Genomic DNA, 20217 nt, shown 5'->3' with positions numbered 1-20217 from the left:
AAAGTTTTAAACACTGGAGACCTCGCTTACATCGGCGACAAGTTAAGGAAGAAACGCTGCAACCAGCCCATATTTTGCGCTTCATTGATGTAGCCGTTGCCGACGTACTCAATCCGCGCGTCCGCAACCTGCGTTGACGGTACGGAGTTACTGCCACTGATGGTGCGCGGGTTAACCACCCCGGAGAAGCGAATGAATTCAGTGCCCTGATTAATGGCGATCTGTTTTTCACCCACGACATGTAAGTTGCCATTCACCAGTACCTGATCGACCGTTACGGTCAGCGTACCGCTGAAGGTATTTCTGGCGTTCGCGCCGCCTTTACCGTTAAACGAGTTGCCACCAGAAGCCTCTACGTCGGCACGCTCGTTGCCAAATAACCCCTGCAGATAACGTGGTACCGTGTCAAACCCAAAGTTAGTTTTGCCATCACGACTGGCATTCGCCGAGGAGCTTTTGCTCGCGCTGACGTTTTCCTGCAATACGATAGTCAACGTATCGCCAATATTGCGCGGACGGCGGTCTTCAAATAACGGCTGGTAGCCATAATTAATCGGCTGCGCAGACTGAAATATTGATCCATTCGCCACCGGCGTCGGGCCTGGAACTGGCTGGGCAGTCGTCGCGCCCTGCACGAGCGGAGTGGCCGGGATCCAGGCGCATCCTGTCAGTGAAACCACCAGCAGGGCCAAAATCGGGTATGGGTGAAGCGCGTATTTTCGCATTGCCTTCATCTTCAAAATCAGTACGCCGGTGAGGCTTTCACCCCACCGGACGTCACTTTAGAGTTGCGTCAGTTTCTGCAGCATCTGATCGGTGGTCGATACCGCTTTACTGTTGATTTCATAAGCACGTTGAACCTGGATCATGTTGACCAGTTCTTCCGCCACGTTGACGTTAGAGGTTTCCACATAACCCTGGTACAACAGGCCCGCACCGTTCAGCCCCGGCGTGCTTTCGTTCGGTGCACCGGACGATTGCGTTTCGGTGTACAGATTCTCACCAATACTTTCCAGACCGGTATCATTCATGAAGGTCGTCAGGTTGAGCTGCCCTACCTGAACTGGAGCAGCCTGACCCTGCTGGGTGACACTGACAATCCCGTCGCGCCCAATAGTGATACTGAGCGAGTTAGCCGGGATAGTGATTGCAGGCTGCACCTGAAAACCACCCGCCGTTACCAACTGACCGTTCTGATCCACCTGGAAAGAGCCATCACGGGTATAGGCTGACGTGCCATCTGGCAGCATGACCTGGAAAAACCCCTGGCCTTTAATCGCCACATCTTTACTGTTGTTGGTCTGCGACAGGTTACCCTGGCTATGTAAACGTTCGGTCGCAACCGGACGCACACCGGTACCAATCTGCAAACCAGACGGCAGCGTTGTCTGTTCAGAAGACTGAGCGCCAGGCTGGCGAATCGTCTGGTACAGCAGATCTTCAAACACCGCACGCTGGCGTTTAAAACCATTAGTACTGACGTTTGCCAGGTTGTTGGCAATCACATCCATGTTGGTTTGCTGCGCGTCCAGGCCGGTTTTGGCGATCCATAATGAATTGATCATAAAATGTCCTGTATTAACTCATCGACAGCAGTTGGTTGGCGCGGCCCGCGTTATCATCCACGCTACTGATAATCTTCATCTGCATTTCGAAGCGGCGAGCGCTGGCGATCATATCGCTCATCGCCGCAACCGGTTTGACGTTACTGCCTTCCAGTACGCCCGACATCACGCGGATGCTGGGGTCGGCTTGCAGTGTCGGTCCCCGGGTAGCCTGCGCTGCCGCACTCAGACGGAACATACCGTCATCACCACGTTGCACTTCACTTCCCGTCGCTTTAACCAGCTTCAGACGTCCTACTGGCGCCACCGTATTCGCGGGATCGCCTGGGTTGAGCGCCGAAATCGTTCCGTCAGCGGCGATAGTCACTTCCGACCCTTCCGGTACCGCTATCGGCCCAGCTTCGCCAATCACCGGATGTCCCTGAATGGTCAGTTCACCGGTTGGACTCACCTGAATTGCGCCATTGCGGGTGTATCCTTCGCGGCCATCAGCGGTCTGCACAGCCAACCAGCCATCCTGCTGCAAAGCCACATCCAGCGGACGGGAGGTATAATCCATCTGGCCTGGCGTCATGTCAGCTCCAGGCGTGGAGGCGACCACCAGCGTACGCGTTGGCAGCGAAAGCCCTTCTACGGGAACCGCACGCAGCGCGTTGAGCTGAGCACGAAAACCCGGTGTGGAGGCATTTGCCAGGTTGCTGGCCGTCACCGCCTGTTGATTCAGCGTCTGACTGGCCGCGCCCATGGCGGTATATATTGCGTGATCCATTAAGCCATCCCGTCAGGCGCTTAGCGCAGGTTGACCAGTGTGTTAAGGATCTGATCCTGGGTTTTGATGGTCTGCGCATTCGACTGATAGTTACGCTGAGCGACGATCATATTCACCAGTTCTTTACTCAAATCCACGTTAGAGGCTTCCAACGCACCGTTGGTCAGTTTGCCGAAGTTCCCCGTACCCGCGGTACCCAGCAGTGCCACACCGGAGGCCTGCGTTGCCGCCCAGACGTTATCACCCTGAGATGCCAGACCTTCGTTGTTGGCAAAGTTTGCCAGCACGATCTGTCCCAAAACCTGTTTCTGTTCGTTGGAGTAGTTACCGACTACGGTACCGTCATTGTTAATCTGGTAGCTCACCAGATCGCCTGGTTTGTAGCCGTCCTGGTTAGTGGCAACAATGTTGTTTGCACCGGTGTTCTGCTGCATGGAGTTCTGGAAACTCATTGCGAAGGTGACGGCAGGTGCGCCATTGAGCGCAGCTGTGGTGATATTGAATGTACCGCCACCGGTTAGCGCCCCATTGGTATCAAATTCCAGCGTGGACGTTGGTGCGGTTGGTACAGCAGCCTTCGGATCGCTGCTATCAATGGTATAGACAGCCCATTTGTTATCAGGCTGTTTTACAAAATAGGCGTTAACTTCGTGGGCATTGCCCAGGCTGTCATAAACGGTAACAGGGCCTTTTTTGTTATAGCTGTCAGCATCTTTCGGATCGAACTTTGTCGTTGTCGGGATTTTATCCGATGAGTTCAGGTTGATCTGCATTGAGGCCTTGCTGGTTGCCTGTGCCGCCATCAATGTATTAGGGATCGTGATCGGCCCTGGGTTCGCACCTTGCTGAACTGTCGGCGGCGTACCGGTCGCTGGATAGCCCGTCAGTTTCAGTCCCTGCATGTTAACGATATTGCGGTTTTCATCGAGCTTGAACTGACCGTTACGGCTGAAGAAAACAGAACCATTGCTGTCAACCATACGGAAAAAACCGTTCTGGCTGATAGCCACATCCAGGCCACGTCCAGTGTTGGTGGTGGTACCATCGGTAAAGTCCTGGGTAATACCCGCAACTTTAACGCCCAGACCCACTTTAGAACCGGCGAACATGTCGGCAAAGGATGCCGTGCCGGATTTAAAACCGTAGGTGGCGGAGTTGGCGATGTTGTTACCAATGACATCGAGGTTGGTCGCTGCAGCGTTCAGACCGCTGACCGCTTGTGAAAAGGCCATGACTTACTCCTGATAAGTGTGAAGGCTTAAATTATCTGCCGTACTTCGTCGAGGGTGGTGGTTCCATAGGTGCCCAGGTCCAGCGTATTACCGCCGTTACTGCGGATAACACCCTGCACCAGCGCAAACTGTAGAGGCTGCGCCACAAGTTGCGTTCCGGCGTTGCTGGCCGCAATCGAAACGTTATACGAACCGCTCGGCGCATCCGTGCCGTCCGTCATGGTGCCATCCCAGGTAAAGGTGTGAACGCCCGCTTTCAACCCGCCAATATCAATGGTGCGTACCACCTTGCCGTCTTTATCGGTAATGGTTGCGGTAACCTTATCTGCCGGTTGCTGCAGCTCAACGCCAAACGGTGTCGTGGTCGTCGTTGCCCCTTCTTCCGCACCTTTACCGGTCAGAATGGTGGTTCCCGGGATCATGACGCCATGACCAATCAGAGTACTGGCCTGCAACGACTGGCTGCTATCGATCTGCCCGGAGATCGATCCCAGCGTGGTATTCAATTTTTCAATGCCGCTTACGGTACTGATTTGCGCTAACTGGGTAGTCAACTCATTGTTTTGCAACGGGTTGGTCGGATCCTGGTTTTTCAACTGCGCGACCAGAAGCGTCAGAAAGCTGCTTTGCAGATCGGCCGCGTTGCTCCCTGTCAGCGAACTTTTGCCAGTGGCAGTATTAACACCCGACGTACTCGGGTCATTCATTTTTACAGCAACGGACATGTGCGCCTCCTTTACTGGCCCAGCGTCAGCGTTTTAAGCATCAAGCTTTTTACGGTATTGAGCACTTCAACGTTTGCCTGATAGCTGCGTGAAGCAGACATGGTGTTAACCATCTCGCCGACCACGTCGACATTCGGCATTTTTACGTAGCCATTCGCATCCGCCAGCGGATTGCCCGGCTCATAAACCAGCTTGTCCGGCGCCTGACTTTCAATGACGTCAGAAACTTTTACGCCACCGGTTGCTGCGCCTGGCGCTGCATCGACCTGAAAAACAACCTGCTTTGCGCGATACGGCTGACCATCAGGTCCGGTCACGCTATCGGCGTTCGCCATGTTGCTGGCAGCCACGTTCAGACGCTGAGACTGAGCCGTCAGCGCAGAACCTGCGATATCAAAAATATTGAGCAACGCCACGGGTTAGTTCCCTCCTTGCAGCACGTTCATCATGCCCTTGATTTGCCCACCTAACGCGGTAAGCCCCATCTGGTACTTCAGGCTGTTATCCGCAAACTGCGTACGCTCCCTGTCCATATCCACCGTGTTGCCATCCAGAGACGGCTGGTCAGGAATGCGATAGAGCAACTCCGTAGAAGGAGCCGAGACAGTCTGGGCAGGAATGTGTTGTGCAGAGGTCAGCGTCAACGAAACACCGCCCGTTTCTTCCCGCCCGCGCACCATGACTTTTTTTAATTCACTGGCGAAATCCAGGTCGCGCGCCTGATACCCTGGCGTGTCGGCATTGGCAATGTTGGCCGCTAATATTTCCTGGCGTTGGGCGCGCAAATTCAGCGCTTCCTGTTGAAAACGTAAGGCGGCGTCGAGCTTATCGAGCATATCTCCTCCGCAAATGACAAAATTCAGCCGACAGCTTAAATCCCATCACGCGCGCGTTATCGCCGGAATAAACGCAAAATGCGTCGCTATTTGTTGCGTTGATGACTGCGTCACACAGGTAGAATCCTGCCACTACCTGAAAAAGCGCGAGGTTTTGATGCAAACGTTTAAACGTGGAATAGTTGTGGCAGCACTGCTGTTCAGCCCTATGACGCTGGCACAAGACCTGAATTCGCAGTTAACCGCGTGGTTTTCCCAGCGCCTGGCCGGGTTTAGCGATGAGGTGGTCGTCACTGTCCGTACGCCGCCAAACTTGCAGCCCAGCTGTGACCAGCCTGCGCTGAGCGTGTCCGGCAGTGCGAAACTGTGGGGTAACGTGAACGTACTGGCTCGCTGCGCCAATGAAAAGCGCTACCTGCAGGTCACGGTGCAAGCCACCGGCAACTATGTTGTCGCAGCGGCCCCTGTTGCCCGAGGAAGCGCACTGAACGCGGCCAGCGTAACGCTAAAACGTGGTCGTTTGGATCAACTGCCGCCACGCGCCGTACTGGACGTTAATCAGGTTCAGGATGCCGTGAGCCTGCGCGACCTGGTTCCCGGTCAGCCAATCCAGCTCACAATGTTGCGCCAGGCGTGGCGGATAAAAGCGGGTCAACGCGTGATGGTTATCGCCAACGGAGACGGCTTTCGGGTCAATGCCGAAGGTAAAGCGCTCAACAATGCAGCCGTCGCGCAAAACGCACGGGTGCGGATGATTTCTGGTCAGGTGGTGAGTGGAATCGTCGATTCTGATGGGAATATTCTTATTAACCTATAATAGGTTAAAGATTTTTTAGCGAGTGCCGATAGATAATCAACCAATGATTAAAGCGGGTCGCTATAGCGTAACCCCTCGATGAGGATAGAAAAAATGAGTATTGATCGTACCTCACCATTGAAGCCAGTAAGCACTGTCCAGCCACGCGAAACCAGCGACTCGCCGGTACAAAAAGCGCGGAAGGAAAAAACAGCGACGACAAACAGCACCAGCGTAATGCTGAGTGACGCTCAGGCCAAACTGATGCAGCCCGGCACCAATGACATCAACATGGAACGTGTCGAAGCGCTGAAAACCGCGATCCGTAACGGCGAGCTGAAAATGGATACCGGAAAAATTGCCGACTCGCTGATCCGCGAGGCACAGAGCTACCTACAGAGTAAATAAAGTATGACTCGTTTGTCAGAAATACTTGATCAGATGACGGCCGTCCTCAATGACCTGAAAACGGTGATGGATGCTGAGCAGCATCAGCTTTCTGCAGGGCAGATCAACGGTAGCCAGCTACAGCGAATTACAGAAGAAAAAAGTTCTTTGCTGGCCACCCTCGATTATCTGGAACAGCAGCGCCGCCTGGAAAATGATGCCTCGCGCAGCGCCAATGATGAGATTGCCGAGCGCTGGCAGACAATCACGAAGAAGACACAGCATTTGCGCGATCTCAACCAACACAATGGTTGGCTGCTCGAAGGGCAGATCGAACGCAATCAACAGGCAATTCAAGTGCTGAAACCGCACCAGGAGCCGACGCTGTATGGCGCAAACGGCCAGACCTCTGCGGCACATCGCGGCGGGAAAAAATTCTCTATTTGATCATTGCCTGATGGCATTGTGCTTATCAGGCAACGCTATTCTGTTGGCCGGATGCGGCGTTGCGCCGCCATCCGGCATAGGATGTCCATTACGCCGTCCGGCGAACAAACTCTTTCACTTTAAAGCCCAGCACAGCAAGAGCGGCAAAGTAGGCAACGATTCCCACGACCACCACCGCCATCAGACGCATCACACGCCACACCATTGTCCCCTGTGACCAGTCCGGCATCATGTAAAGCATCCCTACCAGCGCAGCAGACATCACCAGCACTGAAATCAGCAGACGCGTCAGGAACCAGGCCCAGCCCGGCTGTGGGGTGAATATTTTCTGTTTGCGCAGTTGCCAGTAGAGCAGTGAAGCATTCAGACACGCCGCCAAACCGATCGACAACGACAGTCCGGCATGCTTCAACGGCCCGATAAACGCCAGGTTCATCACCTGGGTCAGAATCAGCGTTACAATGGCAATTTTTACCGGCGTTTTAATATCCTGACGCGAGTAAAAACCAGGCGCCAATACTTTCACGACGATAATACCAATCAGCCCGACCGAATACGCCACCAGCGCGCGCTGGGTCATCGCCGCATCAAACGCGGTAAATTTTCCGTACTGGAACAGCGACACCGTCAGCGGTTTCGCCAGGATCCCCAATGCCACGGCACTGGGTAACGCCAGCAGAAAGCACAGGCGCAGCCCCCAGTCCATCAGGCGGCAATACTCATCATGATTACCGCTGGAAAAACTTTTGGACAGTGACGGCAGCAGGATTGTCCCCAGCGCCACCCCCAAAACACCGGACGGAAACTCCATCAGGCGGTCGGCATAGTACATCCATGACACCGAGCCGGAGGCCAGAAACGAGGCAAAAATCGTATTGATGATGAGAGAAATCTGGCTGACAGAGACCCCAAGGATCGCCGGCCCCATTTGCTTCACGACGCGCATCGCACCTTCATCGCGGAAGTTGACACGCGGCAGTACCAGCATGCCAATTTTCTTCAAATGTGGAAGCTGATAAACCAGTTGCAGCACACCGCCCACGGTGACAGCCCACGCCAGCGCCAGCACCGGCGGATGGAAATAAGGCGCGGCAAACAGCGCAAAACCAATCATGCTGATATTCAGAAACGTCGGCGCAAACGCTGGAATGGAGAAGCGATTCCATGTGTTAAGGATTGCACCAGCCAGTGAGGCCAGCGAAATCAGCAAAATATAAGGAAAGGTTATTCGCAGCAGTTGGGTGGTCAGTGTGAACTTATCTGCAGTATCAGCAAACCCTGGCGCGGTGACCATTATCACCCACGGCGCAGCAAGCATCCCGGCCACCGTGACGACGGCCAGCGCCAGCGTCAATAGACCAGAAACATAGGCGACAAACACGCGGGTGGCGTCTTCGCCCTGCTTACTTTTGTATTCGGCAAGAATCGGTACAAACGCCTGAGAGAACGCTCCCTCAGCAAAAATGCGGCGCAGCAGGTTAGGAAGTTTGAATGCCACAAAAAAGGCGTCGGTCGCCATCCCTGCGCCAAAGATTCTGGCGACAATCGCGTCACGCGCAAAACCCAGCACACGTGAGAACATCGTCATCGAGCTGACGGCTGCCAGCGATTTTAATAAATTCATCTATGTTGTATTCCAGACTCTGAGGCAGAACCCCGCATAGCCAGTCCATTGGCCGGAGAAGGCGTTGAGCCCTCATCCGGCAATGTCGCAGGGCCTGATGCCGACGCTAAAGCGTCTTATCAGGCTGACAAACTGGTCTATAGCTTGAAAAGAGGTGTTTTTTGAGTGGGCATATAGTACCTGGATTACCGTGAATTACTACCGCCAGATGTTACAGGGGGTTATTCCGCCATCGCCTCCCGCCACAGTTTATCAACCACACGCTGCGCCAGAATCGCCTGCTCGCCGGCCGTCTCAGGAACCGTCTGATTTTGTACACAGGCTATAAAATGGCGTGCGCATCCGGCAAACCCACGTTGTTCTAGCGTAGTTTGCCATCCAGCAATGGGCTTATGTACCCCCCCCTGCCCGCGTTCTTCGCGCCATTCCCGCATATCCGTTACATCAATCAAGCCACCCTCAGTCACGGCCTGGATACACTCGCGCTGGCTACCAGCACGGCGGTGCATACTGGTGGTTATCTGTAGCTGATCGGCAGAAAAATGATGTTCAGCATAAAGCATTTCACCGATGTCATTTGTTAACAGCGTGCCGCCATTAAGTTGAACCTTTCCTCCTGCCAGCCACAGCGCGGTGTCTACCACATGCAGGTAATCATCCAGCAGCGTAAAACGCAGATCGTGCGGCCCGACGCTGTTCGTACGGTGCTTGTCCATACGGACAGACGCCGCATTGACCAACTGCGCCTTTAGATCCTGATACAGCGGCGCAAAGCGGCGATTAAATCCAACCATTAGCGTCAGTTTTTTCCGCGCCGCTAGCTCCACCAGTTGTTCAGCTTCGCGCAGATTTTCTGCCAGCGGCTTGTCCACGCAAACATGAACGCCGGCATTCAACAACTCACTCACTACGGCGTAGTGAGTGGCGGTACTGGAATGAACGAAAACAGCATCGCAGGTTGCCGCTAAATTCTGTACGGAATCAACGTATGGCATTCGCCAGGTTTCACAAATACGCTGCGCTTTTTCCCGCGAGGGGGACCATGCGCCCTGCAGCGTCCAGTCCACAGATGCACCCAACACAGGCAACCATGCCTTTTGCGCGATGCCTCCTAACCCGACCACGCCAATACGCAATTTTCCCACGTCAGTCTCCCAGGTGTGCCAATAACGAATCGAGCCGCTGTTTCAACTCTGCCACTTCGCTTTCCAGCGCTTCAACACGCGCCTGCAAATCTCCAGGCGCCGCCTGCGGTTCATCTGCCGCGGCGAGTAACTCATCAACCTCGCCACAAAACAGGTGCATATAACGACTTTCTCGTTTCCCAGGTTCACGCGCCAGGCGAACCACATAAGGACCATCTTCCCGGGTAGCCAGTTTCTCCAGCGTCGACTCCACTTCCGCCATATCGCTGAACTCATACATTCGGGATGCGCGGCTACGCAATTCACCCGGTGTCTGAGCGCCACGGAGTAACAGCGTGGTAATCAGTGCCACTTCACCCGCGCTAAGCTTAAGATCGCCAAACTCTGAATTACAGAACCGCTGTTCGTATTTGGTCACGCGATTACCAAAGCCGCTCACCGTACGCAGAAAATGCCTTTTTACCAGGTTATCAAGCTGATCCTGCACGTCGGCTTCCGATAGATTCATCACCGGTTCACGGTTGGTTTTTTGATTACACGCGGTCACCACACCATTCACGGAAAGGGGATATTGTTCCGGTGTAGTAACCTGCTTTTCTAATAAGCAGCCAATCACACGGGCTTCGGTGGCGGTTAATTCGTATTTCATCGTCTTCTCCATTATTCAGGCCGTGCGCCTGAAACTTAGCGACCGGGGGTCCATTCTGATGTGGTCAACGCCGTCAGCACATGATCGCGCCACTGTCCATCAATCAGCAGATAGTCTTTTGCATACCCTTCTTTCTCAAAGCCGAGTCGCGCCAGCAAATCGCCGCTACGCTTATTGTGTGGCATGTAGTTCGCCATAATGCGGTGAATATGTTGCGTCCGCTGCACATAACGAATAGCGGCGGTCAGGGCTTCGTACATCAGCCCCTGCCCTTGCCACTTCTGCGCAATGGAATAACCGAGATAGCAAGCGTGGAAAGATCCGCGCACCACGTTCGAGAAGTTCGCTACGCCGATAATTTCTTTTTCATCAGGATCGAGCAGCGCGAAATACCAGGCCGTGCCTTGTTTATGAAATTCAGAGATCATGCTCAGACGCGCCTGCCAGCCAGAGGGGTAGCAGTGGCTTTCATCGCGGATAGGTTCCCAGGGCTTTAAGAAATGACGATTCTCTGCGTAATAATCTGCCAGACGCCAGGCATCACGCTCATGCACCAAACGCACGACAAGACGATCCGTGGTTAAGCGCACTTTTGGCACGTTACTGCGATAGCCAAACATTCTATACCTACTCCTTCCCGTAACGTCTTCAATACGCAATTCGCATTACTATACCTGTGCAAATACACCGTGTGAAAAGAGCAAAATGCCATTTTTTGAATTATTCACACATTTTGATGAAAACTCTCTATCAAGACTGACTTTTGATAAAAAAATATTGTCCCGCCAAGGGTGGGAAAAGCGCAAACGACACCGCAGAATAGAAGGTGCTTATCTTTTAAACTCTCCACCGAGTGACGAGTTTTTTCCCTGGAGGGGAAATGTCGCAAGTCTCGCAGGCAAGGAGCCTGGGTAAATATTTCCTGCTCATCGATAATATGCTGGTCGTGCTGGGTTTCTTTGTCGTTTTCCCACTGATCTCTATCCGTTTCGTCGACCAAATGGGCTGGGCCGCCGTGATGGTCGGTATCGCACTTGGATTGCGCCAATTTATCCAGCAAGGTCTGGGGATTTTTGGCGGCGCAATTGCTGACCGCTTTGGTGCCAAACCGATGATTGTGACCGGCATGCTGATGCGTGCCGCCGGATTCGCCACGATGGGGATTGCGCACGAACCCTGGCTATTGTGGTTCTCCTGTTTCCTCTCCGGCTTAGGCGGTACGTTATTCGACCCGCCCCGCTCGGCACTGGTGGTCAAACTGATCCGCCCGGAAAAGCGCGGGCGTTTTTTTTCTATTCTGATGATGCAGGACAGTGCCGGTGCCGTTGTTGGCGCATTACTCGGCAGTTGGCTGTTACAGTACGATTTCCGCCTGGTCTGCGCCACAGGTGCGATTTTGTTCGTTCTGTGCGCCGCGTTTAACGCATGGCTGCTTCCGGCATGGAAGCTATCCACCGTGAAGATTCCCGTGCGCGAAGGCATGAGTCATGTGATGCATGACAAACGATTTGTCACCTATGTCCTGACGCTGGCGGGGTATTACATGCTGGCGGTACAGGTTATGTTGATGCTGCCGATTATGGTTAATGACATTGCCGGTTCGCCAGCCGCCGTGAAGTGGATGTATGCCATCGAAGCGTGTCTCTCTTTAACGCTGCTCTACCCTATCGCCCGCTGGAGTGAAAAACGTTTTCGTCTTGAACATCGGCTGATGGCAGGCCTGCTGATCATGTCTCTTAGCATGATGCCCATCGGTCTGGTCGGGAATTTACAGCAGCTTTTCACCCTGATTTGCACCTTCTATATCGGTTCTATCATCGCCGAACCGGCACGCGAGACGTTGAGCGCGTCGTTGGCAAATGCGCGCGCACGGGGCAGTTACATGGGCTTTAGCCGCCTCGGGTTAGCCATCGGCGGCGCCATCGGTTATATCGGTGGCGGCTGGCTGTTTGACATGGGTAAAGCACTGTCACAGCCAGAGCTCCCGTGGATGATGCTCGGCATTATCGGCTTTATCACCTTCCTCGCGCTGGGTTGGCAGTTTAGCCATAAACGCCCGTCACGCGGCATGCTGGAACCTGATGCCTGATAGCTGACCAGGCGTCCCGGACTCAATTTCAGTTTTTTCTGCTGGTGTCCGGGCCGCTGGTGCTGGATGCTGCTTTGTGTCACGATTACGCCACAAGCATCATGTTGAGGAACCCCATGAAAAAGTTTCTTTTTGCTGCTGCACTGATTGTCAGCGGCCTGTTGGTTGGTTGTAATCAACTCACACAATACACGGTTAGCGAGCAAGAGATTAATCAGGCACTGGCAAAGCATAACGACTTCTCGAGAGATATTGGTCTGCCTGGCGTTGCTGAAGCCCATATCGTACTGACCAATCTCGCCAGCCAGATTGGTCGAGAAGAACCGAATAAAGTGACTCTGACAGGCGATGCCAATCTGGATATGAATTCCCTTTTTGGTAGTCAGAAAGCGACCATGAAGTTGAAGTTAAAAGCATTGCCAGTCTTCAATAAAGAAAAAGGCGCGATTTATCTGCAAGAAATGGAAGTGGTCGATGCGACCGTCACACCGGAAAAAATGCAGTCGGTACTGCAAACACTGATGCCTTATTTAAATCAGTCGCTGCGCAATTACTTTAACCAGCAACCGGCCTATATTTTGCGTGAAGATAGCAGCAAAGGCGAAGCGTTGGCGAAAAAACTGGCGAAAGGGATTGAGGTTAAACCGGGCGAAATCATTATCCCGTTCACCGATTAATAAACAACAGGGCGCTAATGCGTCCTTTTTTTCGTGCAAACGAAAACGTTTCCGCTTATCCTTTGTTTCCGGCAAAAAAGACTATCCTCAGCCGGAGCATATTGATGACTGCACCATCCCAGGTTTTAAAGATCCGCCGCCCAGACGACTGGCACCTTCACCTTCGCGATGGCGACATGTTGAAAACTGTCGTGCCTTATACCAGTGAAATTTATGGTCGCGCGATTGTTATGCCAAACCTCGCTCCGCCGGTCACGACAGTTGATGCGGCCATTGCGTACCGTCAGCGCATTCTGGGCGCTGTACCCGCCGGACATAGCTTTACTCCGTTAATGACCTGCTACTTAACGGACACGCTGGATCCTAATGAACTTGAGCGTGGATTCAACGAAGGCGTCTTCACCGCCGCGAAACTTTATCCCGCCAATGCAACAACCAACTCTACACATGGTGTAACCTCAGTCGATGCCATTATGCCGGTACTGGAGCGCATGGAAAAATTGGGGATGCCACTGTTGGTGCATGGTGAAGTGACGCACGCTGATATCGACATTTTCGATCGCGAAGCACGTTTCATCGAAACGGTGATGGATCCCTTGCGTCAGCGTTTAACCGCGCTAAAAGTGGTGTTTGAACATATCACGACCAAAGATGCCGCCGAATACGTTCGCGAGGGCAATGAGCTTCTTGCAGCAACCATCACACCGCAGCATTTAATGTTTAACCGCAACCATATGCTGGTCGGTGGAATTCGCCCGCATCTGTACTGCCTGCCAATACTCAAACGTAACGTTCACCAACAGGCGCTGCGTGAACTGGTTGCCAGCGGATTCAGTCGTGCATTCCTGGGTACCGACTCCGCACCGCATGCGCGTCATCGTAAAGAGTCCAGTTGCGGCTGTGCGGGCTGCTTTAATGCGCCGACCGCGCTGGGCAGCTATGCCACTGTGTTCGAAGAGATGAACGCGCTGGACCATTTCGAGGCCTTCTGCTCACTCAATGGCCCACAGTTCTATGGTTTGCCGGTGAATGAGACCTTTATTGAGCTGGAACGCGTGGAGCACCAGGTCCCGGAGAACATCGCGTTGGAAAACGATACGCTGGTGCCGTTCCTTGGCGGTGAAACGGTACGCTGGTCAGTAAAACGCTAAAAAAGTGTAGCCCACTGTTGTCAACTGGCGTAGTTAACTGTATAAATAACCAGTATAAACAACAGGGGGCTATTATGCGTATTGAAGTCACTATTGCCAAAACTTCACCTTTACCTGCCGGTGCTATCGACGCGCTGGCAGATGAACTCTCCCGCCGTATTCATCATCATTTTCCGGATAACGAAGGTAACGTTACCGTTCGTTATGCCGCGGCCAACAATCTGTCGGTTATTGGCGCAACAAAAGAGGACAAAGAACGCATCAGCGAAATCCTACAGGAAACCTGGGAAAGCGCGGATGACTGGTTCATCAACGAATAAAAAATGATATGCAGTGATGTTTGTTTGCCGGGTCGCCCCGGCTTTTTTACACATGCGTCCTTTAAATCAATCTTGCATTCACCACGCTAGCAGATAATTTATATTAAACACCTTGATTATCTTTTAATCAAAACACCAAAATAATTGCACAACATGCTAAAAAAAAATGAATAACATGTTGTTTTATTAATCATATAACACCGAAAACAAAAAATTTATGCGCCGTCCTCTTTAAATTTTCAATGAATACCCTTATTTATTGATATACTGAAGTTGCTTCAGAAAAAAACGCATTGAACCTCGAAAACCGTTGTCTAGTAACACGAATTAGGGGGCATGATGGAAAAGAATAATGAAGTCATTCAGACTCATCCGCTTGTAGGGTGGGACATCAGCACTGTTGATAGCTACGATGCGCTGATGCTGCGTTTGCACTACCAGACCCCGAATCGTCCGGACCCGGATGGGACTGAAGTCGGTCAAACGCTCTGGTTAACCACTGATGTTGCCAGGCAATTTATTTCGATATTAGAAGCCGGAATCGCCAAAATTGAATCAGGCGATTACCAGGTAAATGAGTATCAGCGACATTAAACCTGATACATCACCCCATCAAAAGGCACCTTCACGGTGCCTTTCTTATTTCCAGGTTGAATATTCCGGATCAGTTATTTACTCTGCTATACCTGTCATACTTCAAGTTGCATGTGCATTGGCTTTATTACTCGGCCCATCCCTGGGCCTCGCCCCTTCGGGGCCAGCGCAAGCGCTGTTCAAAACGGCCGGGGCGTTTTGTCCTGCAACTCGAATTATTTAAGGTATACTATCGCGATTGCAGAGAGAAGCGGATGAAATACGACTTAATCATTATTGGCAGCGGTTCCGTGGGCGCCGCAGCCGGATACTACGCCACTCGCGCCGGTCTGAAGGTACTGATGATCGATACGCATATGCCACCACATCAGCAGGGCAGCCACCACGGCGATACACGATTAATTCGTCATGCGTATGGCGAAGGTGAAAAATACGTTCCGCTGGTGCTACGTGCGCAAACATTGTGGGATGAACTTTCCGCACAAAATGAAGAGCCTGTTTTTGTTCGCTCTGGCGTTATCAACCTGGGTCCAGCAGATTCGACCTTCTTAGCGACCGTGACGCAAAGTGCCAAACAGTGGCAGCTCAATGTCGAACAGTTGGATGCAACTGCCATCATGACCCGCTGGCCAGAAATTCGCGTGCCTGAAAACTATATCGGGCTGTTCGAAGCCGAATCCGGTTTTTTACGCAGTGAGCTAGCCATTAAAACCTGGATCCGCCTGGCTGAAGAGGCTGGTTGTGCGCAGCTGTTTAAATGCCCCGTCACGGCAATTCATCACCACAATGATGGCGTAACGGTTGCAACAGCCGATGGTGACTACCACGCGAAAAAAGTTGTCGTCAGCGCCGGCACCTGGGTCAAGGCATTATTGCCTGAACTGCCGATACAGCCGGTGCGTAAGGTATTCGCATGGTATCAGGCTGACGGGCGCTACAGTGTCAAAAACAAATTCCCGGCATTTACCGGCGAACTGCCTAATGGCGATCAATACTACGGTTTTCCGGCTGAAAATGACGAGTTAAAAATTGGCAGGCATAACGGCGGACAGGTCATTCATTCACCTGAGGAACGTAAACCGTTTGCCGCTGTCGCCAGCGATGGTTCTGAAGCCTTCCCATTCCTGCGCGCTATTTTGCCTGGCATCGGCTGTTGTCTGCATGGCGCATCCTGTACTTACGATAACTCGCCAGATGAAGACTTCATTATTGATACGCTGCCAGACCATGACAACACGCTGGTGATTACCGGACTCAGCGGACACGGTTTTAAGTTTGCTTCCGTACTGGGCGAAATCGCGGCTGATTTTGCCCAGGGTAAACCGTCAGCCTTTGACCTGACGCCATTCAGGCTGTCCCGTTTTAAGCGATAATTGATCAATGGCCTCGTTGGTGAGGCCATTTTTAATGACAGGAATAACATTGATGCGCCGCATCTTTCACTATCTGGTTAATAATATTCGCGAGCATTTCATGCTCTACATTATTTTATGGTCGCTGCTGGCGATTATGGACGTCATATATATTATGTTCTTCTAATCTATATGCGCTGACATTAATTGACAAAAACTGATAATTACTTAATTTCATTGCAATAAACTGAATAACATAACTTTCATCTTTCCTTGTTTTCAAGCCCTTCCCCCTGTCCACTCACACTAACGATTTGATGATTGCGCCTTTAATTAATCAATTTTATTGAAATAAAAATAAATATCATCACCATTGTTATTTATTAGTTGCATTAATGTCTTTTACGCGCCATTTTCATTCACTTCTGAAATATCTAACGGTGTATTTATGCAATTCAATAATAGTCCACAGCGCTATGGCGTGGTGTCTGCCGCATTACACTGGCTGGTCGCTATTGCCGTCTATGGCATGTTTGCTCTGGGTTTATGGATGGTAACACTCAGTTATTACGATGGTTGGTATCACCAGGCGCCTGAACTGCATAAAAGTATCGGTGTGTTGCTGATGATGGGACTGGTTGTCCGCATTGTCTGGCGGGTTGTTTCCCCTCCCCCTGCCGCGCTGAAAAGCTATTCCCGTTTAACCCGTATTGCAGCGGCATTGGGCCACCTCACGCTGTATACCCTACTTTTTTCTATTGGCATCAGTGGCTATCTGATCTCTACCGCAGACGGTAAAGCAATAAGCGTATTTGGTTGGTTCGATGTTCCCGCCACGTTTGCCAACGTAGGCGTACAAGCCGACATCGCCGGTAGCGTGCACCTGTGGCTCGCGTGGGCCGTGGTGGTTTTATCACTTCTGCATGGGTTAATGGCCCTGAAACATCACTTTATCGATAACGACGATACCCTTAATCGCATGTTGGGAAAATCGTCATCTGACTATGGAGCTTAAAAATGAAAAAAAACCTGCTGGGACTTACCCTCGCCTCTCTGTTATTCACCACCGGGTCGGCCGTAGCGGCAGATTACAAAATTGACAAAGAAGGACAGCATGCCTTTGTTAATTTCCGCATTCAGCATCTGGGATACAGCTGGCTGTACGGCACATTTAAAGACTTCGACGGCACATTTACCTTTGACGAGAAAAACCCGGCTGCCGATAAAGTCAATGTCACCATCAACACCAACAGTGTTGATACCAATCATGCCGAACGTGACAAACACCTGCGTAGTGCAGAATTCCTCAATGTGAGCAAATTCCCGCAGGCTACCTTTACGTCCACCAGCGTGAAGAAAGAGGGCAACGATTTGGATATCACCGGTAACCTGACCCTGAACGGCGTCACCAAACCGGTAACTCTGGATGCAAAGCTGATGGGCCAGGGTGGCGATCCATGGGGTGGCACACGCGCCGGTTTTGAAGCTCAAGGGAAAATAAAGCTGAAGGATTTCAACATTACCACCGATCTTGGTCCCGCTTCGCAGGAAGTCGAATTAATTATCTCGGTGGAAGGCGTACAGCAGAAATAACATCCTATTGATGCCGGATGAGGCTTTTGCCGCCATCCGGCATCGTGTTATTGCGCAGGATCGGGAATACCGAGCTTAGTATTTAAACGACCACGCGATTTATTAAAGATCTTATTGCCATTCTCACGCCCCGCGCGACGGCGGCGCTGCTCCTCTTCCGGCAGTTCACTCTCTTCACAACACAGTTCACTACAGCAGCCTTTATACTTTTGCGCACAGGCTGGACACTGTATAAACAGCAGATGGCAGCCATCGTTTTTGCAATTGGTATGGCTGTCACATGCGGTACCGCACTGGTGACAATGCGAAATCACATCGTCAGAGATCCTTTCACCCATGCGTTCATCGAAAACAAAATTTTTACCGATAAAACGCACAGGCAGTCCCTGCTCACGCGCTTTGCGGGCATACTCAATAATGCCGCCCTCAATGTGCCAGACTTTGCTAAACCCGTTATGTTTCATCCAGGCACTGGCTTTCTCACAACGAATTCCCCCAGTACAATACATAACGATTTTTTTATCCTTATGCTCCTGCATCATTTCTACCGCTTTCGGCAGTTGATCGCGGAAGGTATCTGCCGGGATCTCCAGTGCGTTTTCGAAGTGACCTACTTCATATTCATAGTGGTTGCGCATATCAATAAACACTGCATCCGGATCGTCCAGCATGGCATTCACTTCAGCAGCCTTCAGATAATCACCCACGTTGCTGGCGTCAAAATCAGGATCATCAATGCCATCCGCGACAATTCGCTCACGGACCTTCATGCGCAGAACCCAGAAAGATTTGCCGTCATCATCTAATGCAATATTGAGACGCAACCCGGATAACGCAGGATCAAATGCGTATAACTGTTGGCGAAACGCATCAACGTTACTTTGCGGTACACTGATTTGTGCGTTAATGCCTTCCCGTGCAAGATATACGCGGCCAAACACATTCAGCGTAGTGAACAGTTGATACAGTGCATCACGCGTTTGCTGAGGATCAGCGATGGTGAAATATTTATAGAATGAAATCGTCGTGCGCGGCTCGGATTCCGCCAGCATTTTAGCTTTGAGCGCGTCATTCGAAATGCGGTTGTGTAACACTGGCATGGTGTACGTATCCTGCAATCAGTAAAAATGAAAAGCGGCCGGCATGATAAAGCAAACTTCGCCAATTTACATCCACACATTTTACGCTACATTTCATACTTCACGATAAAAATGCAACAACAATTGATGATTTAATCACCGTTCTCCCGTCGTAAATTTTAGATACGCGCAAAAAAATGCGACAATACAGGGAATTGGTCGTTAGAAGACAGGATAGACATGACGAATTTACCCAAGTTTTCGGCTGCGCTACTGCATCCGCGTTATTGGTTAACCTGGCTGGGAATTGGCATCCTTTGGTTAATCGTACAGTTACCCTACCCAGTGCTCTATAAATTGGGATGCGCATTAGGCCGTCTGGCGTTACGTTTGATGAAACGTCGGGCAAAGATTGTTTCCCGCAATCTGGAACTGTGCTTCCCGCAAATGAGCGAGCAGGAACGCCAGCAGATGATGGTAAAAAACTTTGAGTCTGTCGGTATGGGCGTAATGGAAACCGGCATGGCCTGGTTTTGGTCCGACAGGCGAATATCACGCTGGACTGAAGTTATCGGAATGGAGCATATCCGGGACGTTCAGGCACAAAAGCGTGGGATCCTGTTAGTTGGTCTGCACTTTTTGACCCTCGAGTTGGGTGCACGCCAGTTTGGCTTACAAGAGCCGGGAATTGGTGTGTATCGTCCTAACGACAATCCTCTGCTCGACTGGCTACAAACCTGGGGGCGTATGCGCTCCAATAAATCAATGCTCGATCGTAAAGACCTGAAAGGGATGATTAAAGCGTTGAAGAAAGGTGAAGTGGTCTGGTACGCGCCGGATCACGACTACGGCCCTCGCGCCAGCGTATTTGTGCCTTTGTTCGCCGTTGAACAGGCTGCGACGACGTCCGGAACATGGATGCTGTCACGAATGTCGAATGCCTGCCTGGTGCCATTTGTTCCCCGCCGCAAACCTGACGGTAAGGGGTATCAATTGATCATGCTGCCACCTGAGTGTTCACCACCGCTGGACAATGCTGAAACAACGGCGGCCTGGATGAATAAAATCGTTGAAAAATGCATTATGATGGCCCCCGAGCAATACATGTGGTTACATCGCCGCTTCAAGACACGCCCTGAAGGTTCCCCGTCTCTGTACTGAGTCTTTGTTGCAGTCCTGTGGCTGCA

25 protein-coding genes are annotated in these 20217 nt (G+C 51.7%); 13 read left to right on the top strand and 12 right to left on the bottom strand.

Translation table 11 applies throughout. The annotated features are described in order from the left end of the window. Positions 1 to 26 precede the first annotated feature (26 nt). The 7 genes from flgH to flgB are packed head-to-tail and all read right to left on the bottom strand — an operon-like array spanning position 27 to position 5127. Positions 27 to 725: a flagellar basal body L-ring protein FlgH gene (gene flgH / locus IB196_RS08400; RefSeq protein ID WP_003836756.1), complete on the bottom strand. Its 699-nt coding sequence runs from the start codon at positions 723 to 725 to the stop codon at positions 27 to 29. Between the two features lie 57 nt (positions 726 to 782). Further along, positions 783 to 1565, bottom strand: coding sequence for a flagellar basal-body rod protein FlgG (gene flgG / locus IB196_RS08395; protein ID WP_005129045.1), 783 nt, complete (start codon positions 1563 to 1565; stop codon positions 783 to 785). Between the two features lie 13 nt (positions 1566 to 1578). Further along, on the bottom strand, positions 1579 to 2334 hold the full coding sequence (locus IB196_RS08390) for a flagellar basal body rod protein FlgF (RefSeq protein ID WP_005129046.1): 756 nt from the start codon (positions 2332 to 2334) through the stop codon (positions 1579 to 1581). Positions 2335 to 2354: 20 nt separating this feature from the next. Then, complete coding sequence (gene flgE / locus IB196_RS08385) at positions 2355 to 3566, bottom strand: flagellar hook protein FlgE (protein WP_040230673.1); 1212 nt, start codon at positions 3564 to 3566, stop codon at positions 2355 to 2357. 26 nt (positions 3567 to 3592) lie between these two features. After that, positions 3593 to 4291 carry a flagellar hook assembly protein FlgD gene (gene flgD / locus IB196_RS08380; protein ID WP_005129049.1) on the bottom strand — a complete coding sequence of 233 codons (699 nt, stop codon included), beginning with the start codon at positions 4289 to 4291 and terminating at the stop codon, positions 3593 to 3595. A gap of 11 nt (positions 4292 to 4302) precedes the next feature. Next, complete coding sequence (gene flgC, locus IB196_RS08375) at positions 4303 to 4707, bottom strand: flagellar basal body rod protein FlgC (protein WP_005129054.1); 405 nt, start codon at positions 4705 to 4707, stop codon at positions 4303 to 4305. A 3-nt stretch (positions 4708 to 4710) separates the two neighbouring features. Further along, positions 4711 to 5127 (bottom strand): flagellar basal body rod protein FlgB, encoded by a 417-nt coding sequence (gene flgB / locus IB196_RS08370; RefSeq protein ID WP_003036189.1) that lies wholly within the window; start codon positions 5125 to 5127, stop codon positions 4711 to 4713. A gap of 157 nt (positions 5128 to 5284) precedes the next feature. On the opposite strand from flgB, the gene flgA reads away from it, so the two are divergent. The 3 genes from flgA to flgN all read left to right on the top strand — a co-directional run bounded on the left by flgA (position 5285) and on the right by flgN (position 6757). Then, positions 5285 to 5944: a flagellar basal body P-ring formation chaperone FlgA gene (gene flgA / locus IB196_RS08365; RefSeq protein WP_005129055.1), complete on the top strand. Its 660-nt coding sequence runs from the start codon at positions 5285 to 5287 to the stop codon at positions 5942 to 5944. Between the two features lie 93 nt (positions 5945 to 6037). Further along, complete coding sequence (gene flgM, locus IB196_RS08360; protein ID WP_005129057.1) at positions 6038 to 6331, top strand: flagellar biosynthesis anti-sigma factor FlgM; 294 nt, start codon at positions 6038 to 6040, stop codon at positions 6329 to 6331. A gap of 3 nt (positions 6332 to 6334) precedes the next feature. Beyond that, on the top strand, positions 6335 to 6757 hold the full coding sequence (gene flgN, locus IB196_RS08355; RefSeq protein ID WP_040230671.1) for a flagella biosynthesis chaperone FlgN: 423 nt from the start codon (positions 6335 to 6337) through the stop codon (positions 6755 to 6757). An 88-nt stretch (positions 6758 to 6845) separates the two neighbouring features. On the opposite strand, the gene murJ is transcribed toward flgN, so the two are convergent. From murJ to rimJ, 4 genes are all read right to left on the bottom strand, one after another. Next, positions 6846 to 8381 carry a murein biosynthesis integral membrane protein MurJ gene (gene murJ / locus IB196_RS08350; RefSeq protein ID WP_005129059.1) on the bottom strand — a complete coding sequence of 512 codons (1536 nt, stop codon included), beginning with the start codon at positions 8379 to 8381 and terminating at the stop codon, positions 6846 to 6848. A gap of 221 nt (positions 8382 to 8602) precedes the next feature. Continuing rightward, positions 8603 to 9526, bottom strand: a complete 924-nt coding sequence (locus tag IB196_RS08345; protein ID WP_188232084.1) for a Gfo/Idh/MocA family oxidoreductase — start codon at positions 9524 to 9526, stop codon at positions 8603 to 8605. Position 9527: 1 nt separating this feature from the next. Continuing rightward, the gene (locus tag IB196_RS08340) at positions 9528 to 10175 is read right to left on the bottom strand and encodes a YceH family protein (protein ID WP_188232083.1); all 648 of its coding nucleotides are present in this window, start codon (positions 10173 to 10175) and stop codon (positions 9528 to 9530) included. Between the two features lie 35 nt (positions 10176 to 10210). Then, positions 10211 to 10795 (bottom strand): ribosomal protein S5-alanine N-acetyltransferase, encoded by a 585-nt coding sequence (gene rimJ, locus IB196_RS08335; protein ID WP_005129064.1) that lies wholly within the window; start codon positions 10793 to 10795, stop codon positions 10211 to 10213. Positions 10796 to 11055: 260 nt separating this feature from the next. Between rimJ and mdtH the strand changes: the two genes are divergently transcribed. From mdtH to IB196_RS08290, 9 genes are all read left to right on the top strand, one after another. Next, a complete protein-coding gene (gene mdtH / locus IB196_RS08330) occupies positions 11056 to 12264 on the top strand; it encodes a multidrug efflux MFS transporter MdtH (protein WP_040230669.1) in 1209 nt (402 codons plus the stop codon). Positions 12265 to 12380: 116 nt separating this feature from the next. Beyond that, positions 12381 to 12941 carry a lipoprotein gene (locus tag IB196_RS08325; RefSeq protein ID WP_188232082.1) on the top strand — a complete coding sequence of 187 codons (561 nt, stop codon included), beginning with the start codon at positions 12381 to 12383 and terminating at the stop codon, positions 12939 to 12941. Positions 12942 to 13045: 104 nt separating this feature from the next. Beyond that, the gene (pyrC, locus tag IB196_RS08320) at positions 13046 to 14092 is read left to right on the top strand and encodes a dihydroorotase (protein ID WP_040230667.1); all 1047 of its coding nucleotides are present in this window, start codon (positions 13046 to 13048) and stop codon (positions 14090 to 14092) included. A 74-nt stretch (positions 14093 to 14166) separates the two neighbouring features. Then, positions 14167 to 14412: a DNA damage-inducible protein I gene (dinI, locus tag IB196_RS08315; protein ID WP_005129073.1), complete on the top strand. Its 246-nt coding sequence runs from the start codon at positions 14167 to 14169 to the stop codon at positions 14410 to 14412. Positions 14413 to 14751: 339 nt separating this feature from the next. Next, positions 14752 to 15006 carry a biofilm formation regulator BssS gene (bssS, locus tag IB196_RS08310; protein WP_003036154.1) on the top strand — a complete coding sequence of 85 codons (255 nt, stop codon included), beginning with the start codon at positions 14752 to 14754 and terminating at the stop codon, positions 15004 to 15006. A 254-nt stretch (positions 15007 to 15260) separates the two neighbouring features. Continuing rightward, positions 15261 to 16379, top strand: a complete 1119-nt coding sequence (solA, locus tag IB196_RS08305; protein WP_005129078.1) for an N-methyl-L-tryptophan oxidase — start codon at positions 15261 to 15263, stop codon at positions 16377 to 16379. 52 nt (positions 16380 to 16431) lie between these two features. After that, a complete protein-coding gene (locus IB196_RS08300) occupies positions 16432 to 16545 on the top strand; it encodes a YceO family protein (protein WP_003846814.1) in 114 nt (37 codons plus the stop codon). Between the two features lie 261 nt (positions 16546 to 16806). Continuing rightward, entirely contained in the window at positions 16807 to 17373 is a 567-nt protein-coding gene (locus tag IB196_RS08295) for a cytochrome b (protein ID WP_188232081.1), read from the top strand. Positions 17374 to 17375: 2 nt separating this feature from the next. Further along, positions 17376 to 17951 (top strand): YceI family protein, encoded by a 576-nt coding sequence (locus IB196_RS08290; protein WP_005129089.1) that lies wholly within the window; start codon positions 17376 to 17378, stop codon positions 17949 to 17951. Between the two features lie 47 nt (positions 17952 to 17998). Here the strand turns inward: IB196_RS08290 and IB196_RS08285 are convergent, their stop codons facing one another. Beyond that, positions 17999 to 19051, bottom strand: coding sequence for a rhodanese-related sulfurtransferase (locus IB196_RS08285; protein ID WP_040230660.1), 1053 nt, complete (start codon positions 19049 to 19051; stop codon positions 17999 to 18001). 219 nt (positions 19052 to 19270) lie between these two features. On the opposite strand from IB196_RS08285, the gene IB196_RS08280 reads away from it, so the two are divergent. Further along, a complete protein-coding gene (locus IB196_RS08280) occupies positions 19271 to 20191 on the top strand; it encodes a Kdo(2)-lipid IV(A) acyltransferase (protein ID WP_005129093.1) in 921 nt (306 codons plus the stop codon). Positions 20192 to 20217 lie beyond the last annotated feature (26 nt).

The sequence above is a fragment of the Citrobacter sp. C6_1 genome (assembly GCF_014596835.2).
In the GTDB taxonomy this organism is placed as follows: domain Bacteria; phylum Pseudomonadota; class Gammaproteobacteria; order Enterobacterales; family Enterobacteriaceae; genus Citrobacter; species Citrobacter pasteurii.
The sequence above is the reverse complement of the archived record's forward strand: the minus strand, read 5'-3'. Positions and strand labels throughout refer to the sequence as shown.

Coding starts and splice junctions, on each gene's coding strand:
- bssS (WP_003036154.1), top strand. CDS start 14,752: ATGGAAAAGAATAATGAAGTCATTCAGACTCATCCGCTTGTAGGGTGG.
- IB196_RS08280 (WP_005129093.1), top strand. CDS start 19,271: ATGACGAATTTACCCAAGTTTTCGGCTGCGCTACTGCATCCGCGTTAT.
- murJ (WP_005129059.1), bottom strand. CDS start 8,381: ATGAATTTATTAAAATCGCTGGCAGCCGTCAGCTCGATGACGATGTTC.
- flgM (WP_005129057.1), top strand. CDS start 6,038: ATGAGTATTGATCGTACCTCACCATTGAAGCCAGTAAGCACTGTCCAG.
- flgG (WP_005129045.1), bottom strand. CDS start 1,565: ATGATCAATTCATTATGGATCGCCAAAACCGGCCTGGACGCGCAGCAA.
- flgH (WP_003836756.1), bottom strand. CDS start 725: ATGCGAAAATACGCGCTTCACCCATACCCGATTTTGGCCCTGCTGGTG.
- dinI (WP_005129073.1), top strand. CDS start 14,167: ATGCGTATTGAAGTCACTATTGCCAAAACTTCACCTTTACCTGCCGGT.
- flgA (WP_005129055.1), top strand. CDS start 5,285: ATGCAAACGTTTAAACGTGGAATAGTTGTGGCAGCACTGCTGTTCAGC.
- pyrC (WP_040230667.1), top strand. CDS start 13,046: ATGACTGCACCATCCCAGGTTTTAAAGATCCGCCGCCCAGACGACTGG.
- rimJ (WP_005129064.1), bottom strand. CDS start 10,795: ATGTTTGGCTATCGCAGTAACGTGCCAAAAGTGCGCTTAACCACGGAT.
- IB196_RS08300 (WP_003846814.1), top strand. CDS start 16,432: ATGCGCCGCATCTTTCACTATCTGGTTAATAATATTCGCGAGCATTTC.
- IB196_RS08285 (WP_040230660.1), bottom strand. CDS start 19,051: ATGCCAGTGTTACACAACCGCATTTCGAATGACGCGCTCAAAGCTAAA.
- flgD (WP_005129049.1), bottom strand. CDS start 4,291: ATGTCCGTTGCTGTAAAAATGAATGACCCGAGTACGTCGGGTGTTAAT.
- IB196_RS08295 (WP_188232081.1), top strand. CDS start 16,807: ATGCAATTCAATAATAGTCCACAGCGCTATGGCGTGGTGTCTGCCGCA.
- IB196_RS08290 (WP_005129089.1), top strand. CDS start 17,376: ATGAAAAAAAACCTGCTGGGACTTACCCTCGCCTCTCTGTTATTCACC.
- mdtH (WP_040230669.1), top strand. CDS start 11,056: ATGTCGCAAGTCTCGCAGGCAAGGAGCCTGGGTAAATATTTCCTGCTC.
- flgE (WP_040230673.1), bottom strand. CDS start 3,566: ATGGCCTTTTCACAAGCGGTCAGCGGTCTGAACGCTGCAGCGACCAAC.
- solA (WP_005129078.1), top strand. CDS start 15,261: ATGAAATACGACTTAATCATTATTGGCAGCGGTTCCGTGGGCGCCGCA.
- flgB (WP_003036189.1), bottom strand. CDS start 5,127: ATGCTCGATAAGCTCGACGCCGCCTTACGTTTTCAACAGGAAGCGCTG.
- IB196_RS08390 (WP_005129046.1), bottom strand. CDS start 2,334: ATGGATCACGCAATATATACCGCCATGGGCGCGGCCAGTCAGACGCTG.
- IB196_RS08340 (WP_188232083.1), bottom strand. CDS start 10,175: ATGAAATACGAATTAACCGCCACCGAAGCCCGTGTGATTGGCTGCTTA.
- flgN (WP_040230671.1), top strand. CDS start 6,335: ATGACTCGTTTGTCAGAAATACTTGATCAGATGACGGCCGTCCTCAAT.
- IB196_RS08325 (WP_188232082.1), top strand. CDS start 12,381: ATGAAAAAGTTTCTTTTTGCTGCTGCACTGATTGTCAGCGGCCTGTTG.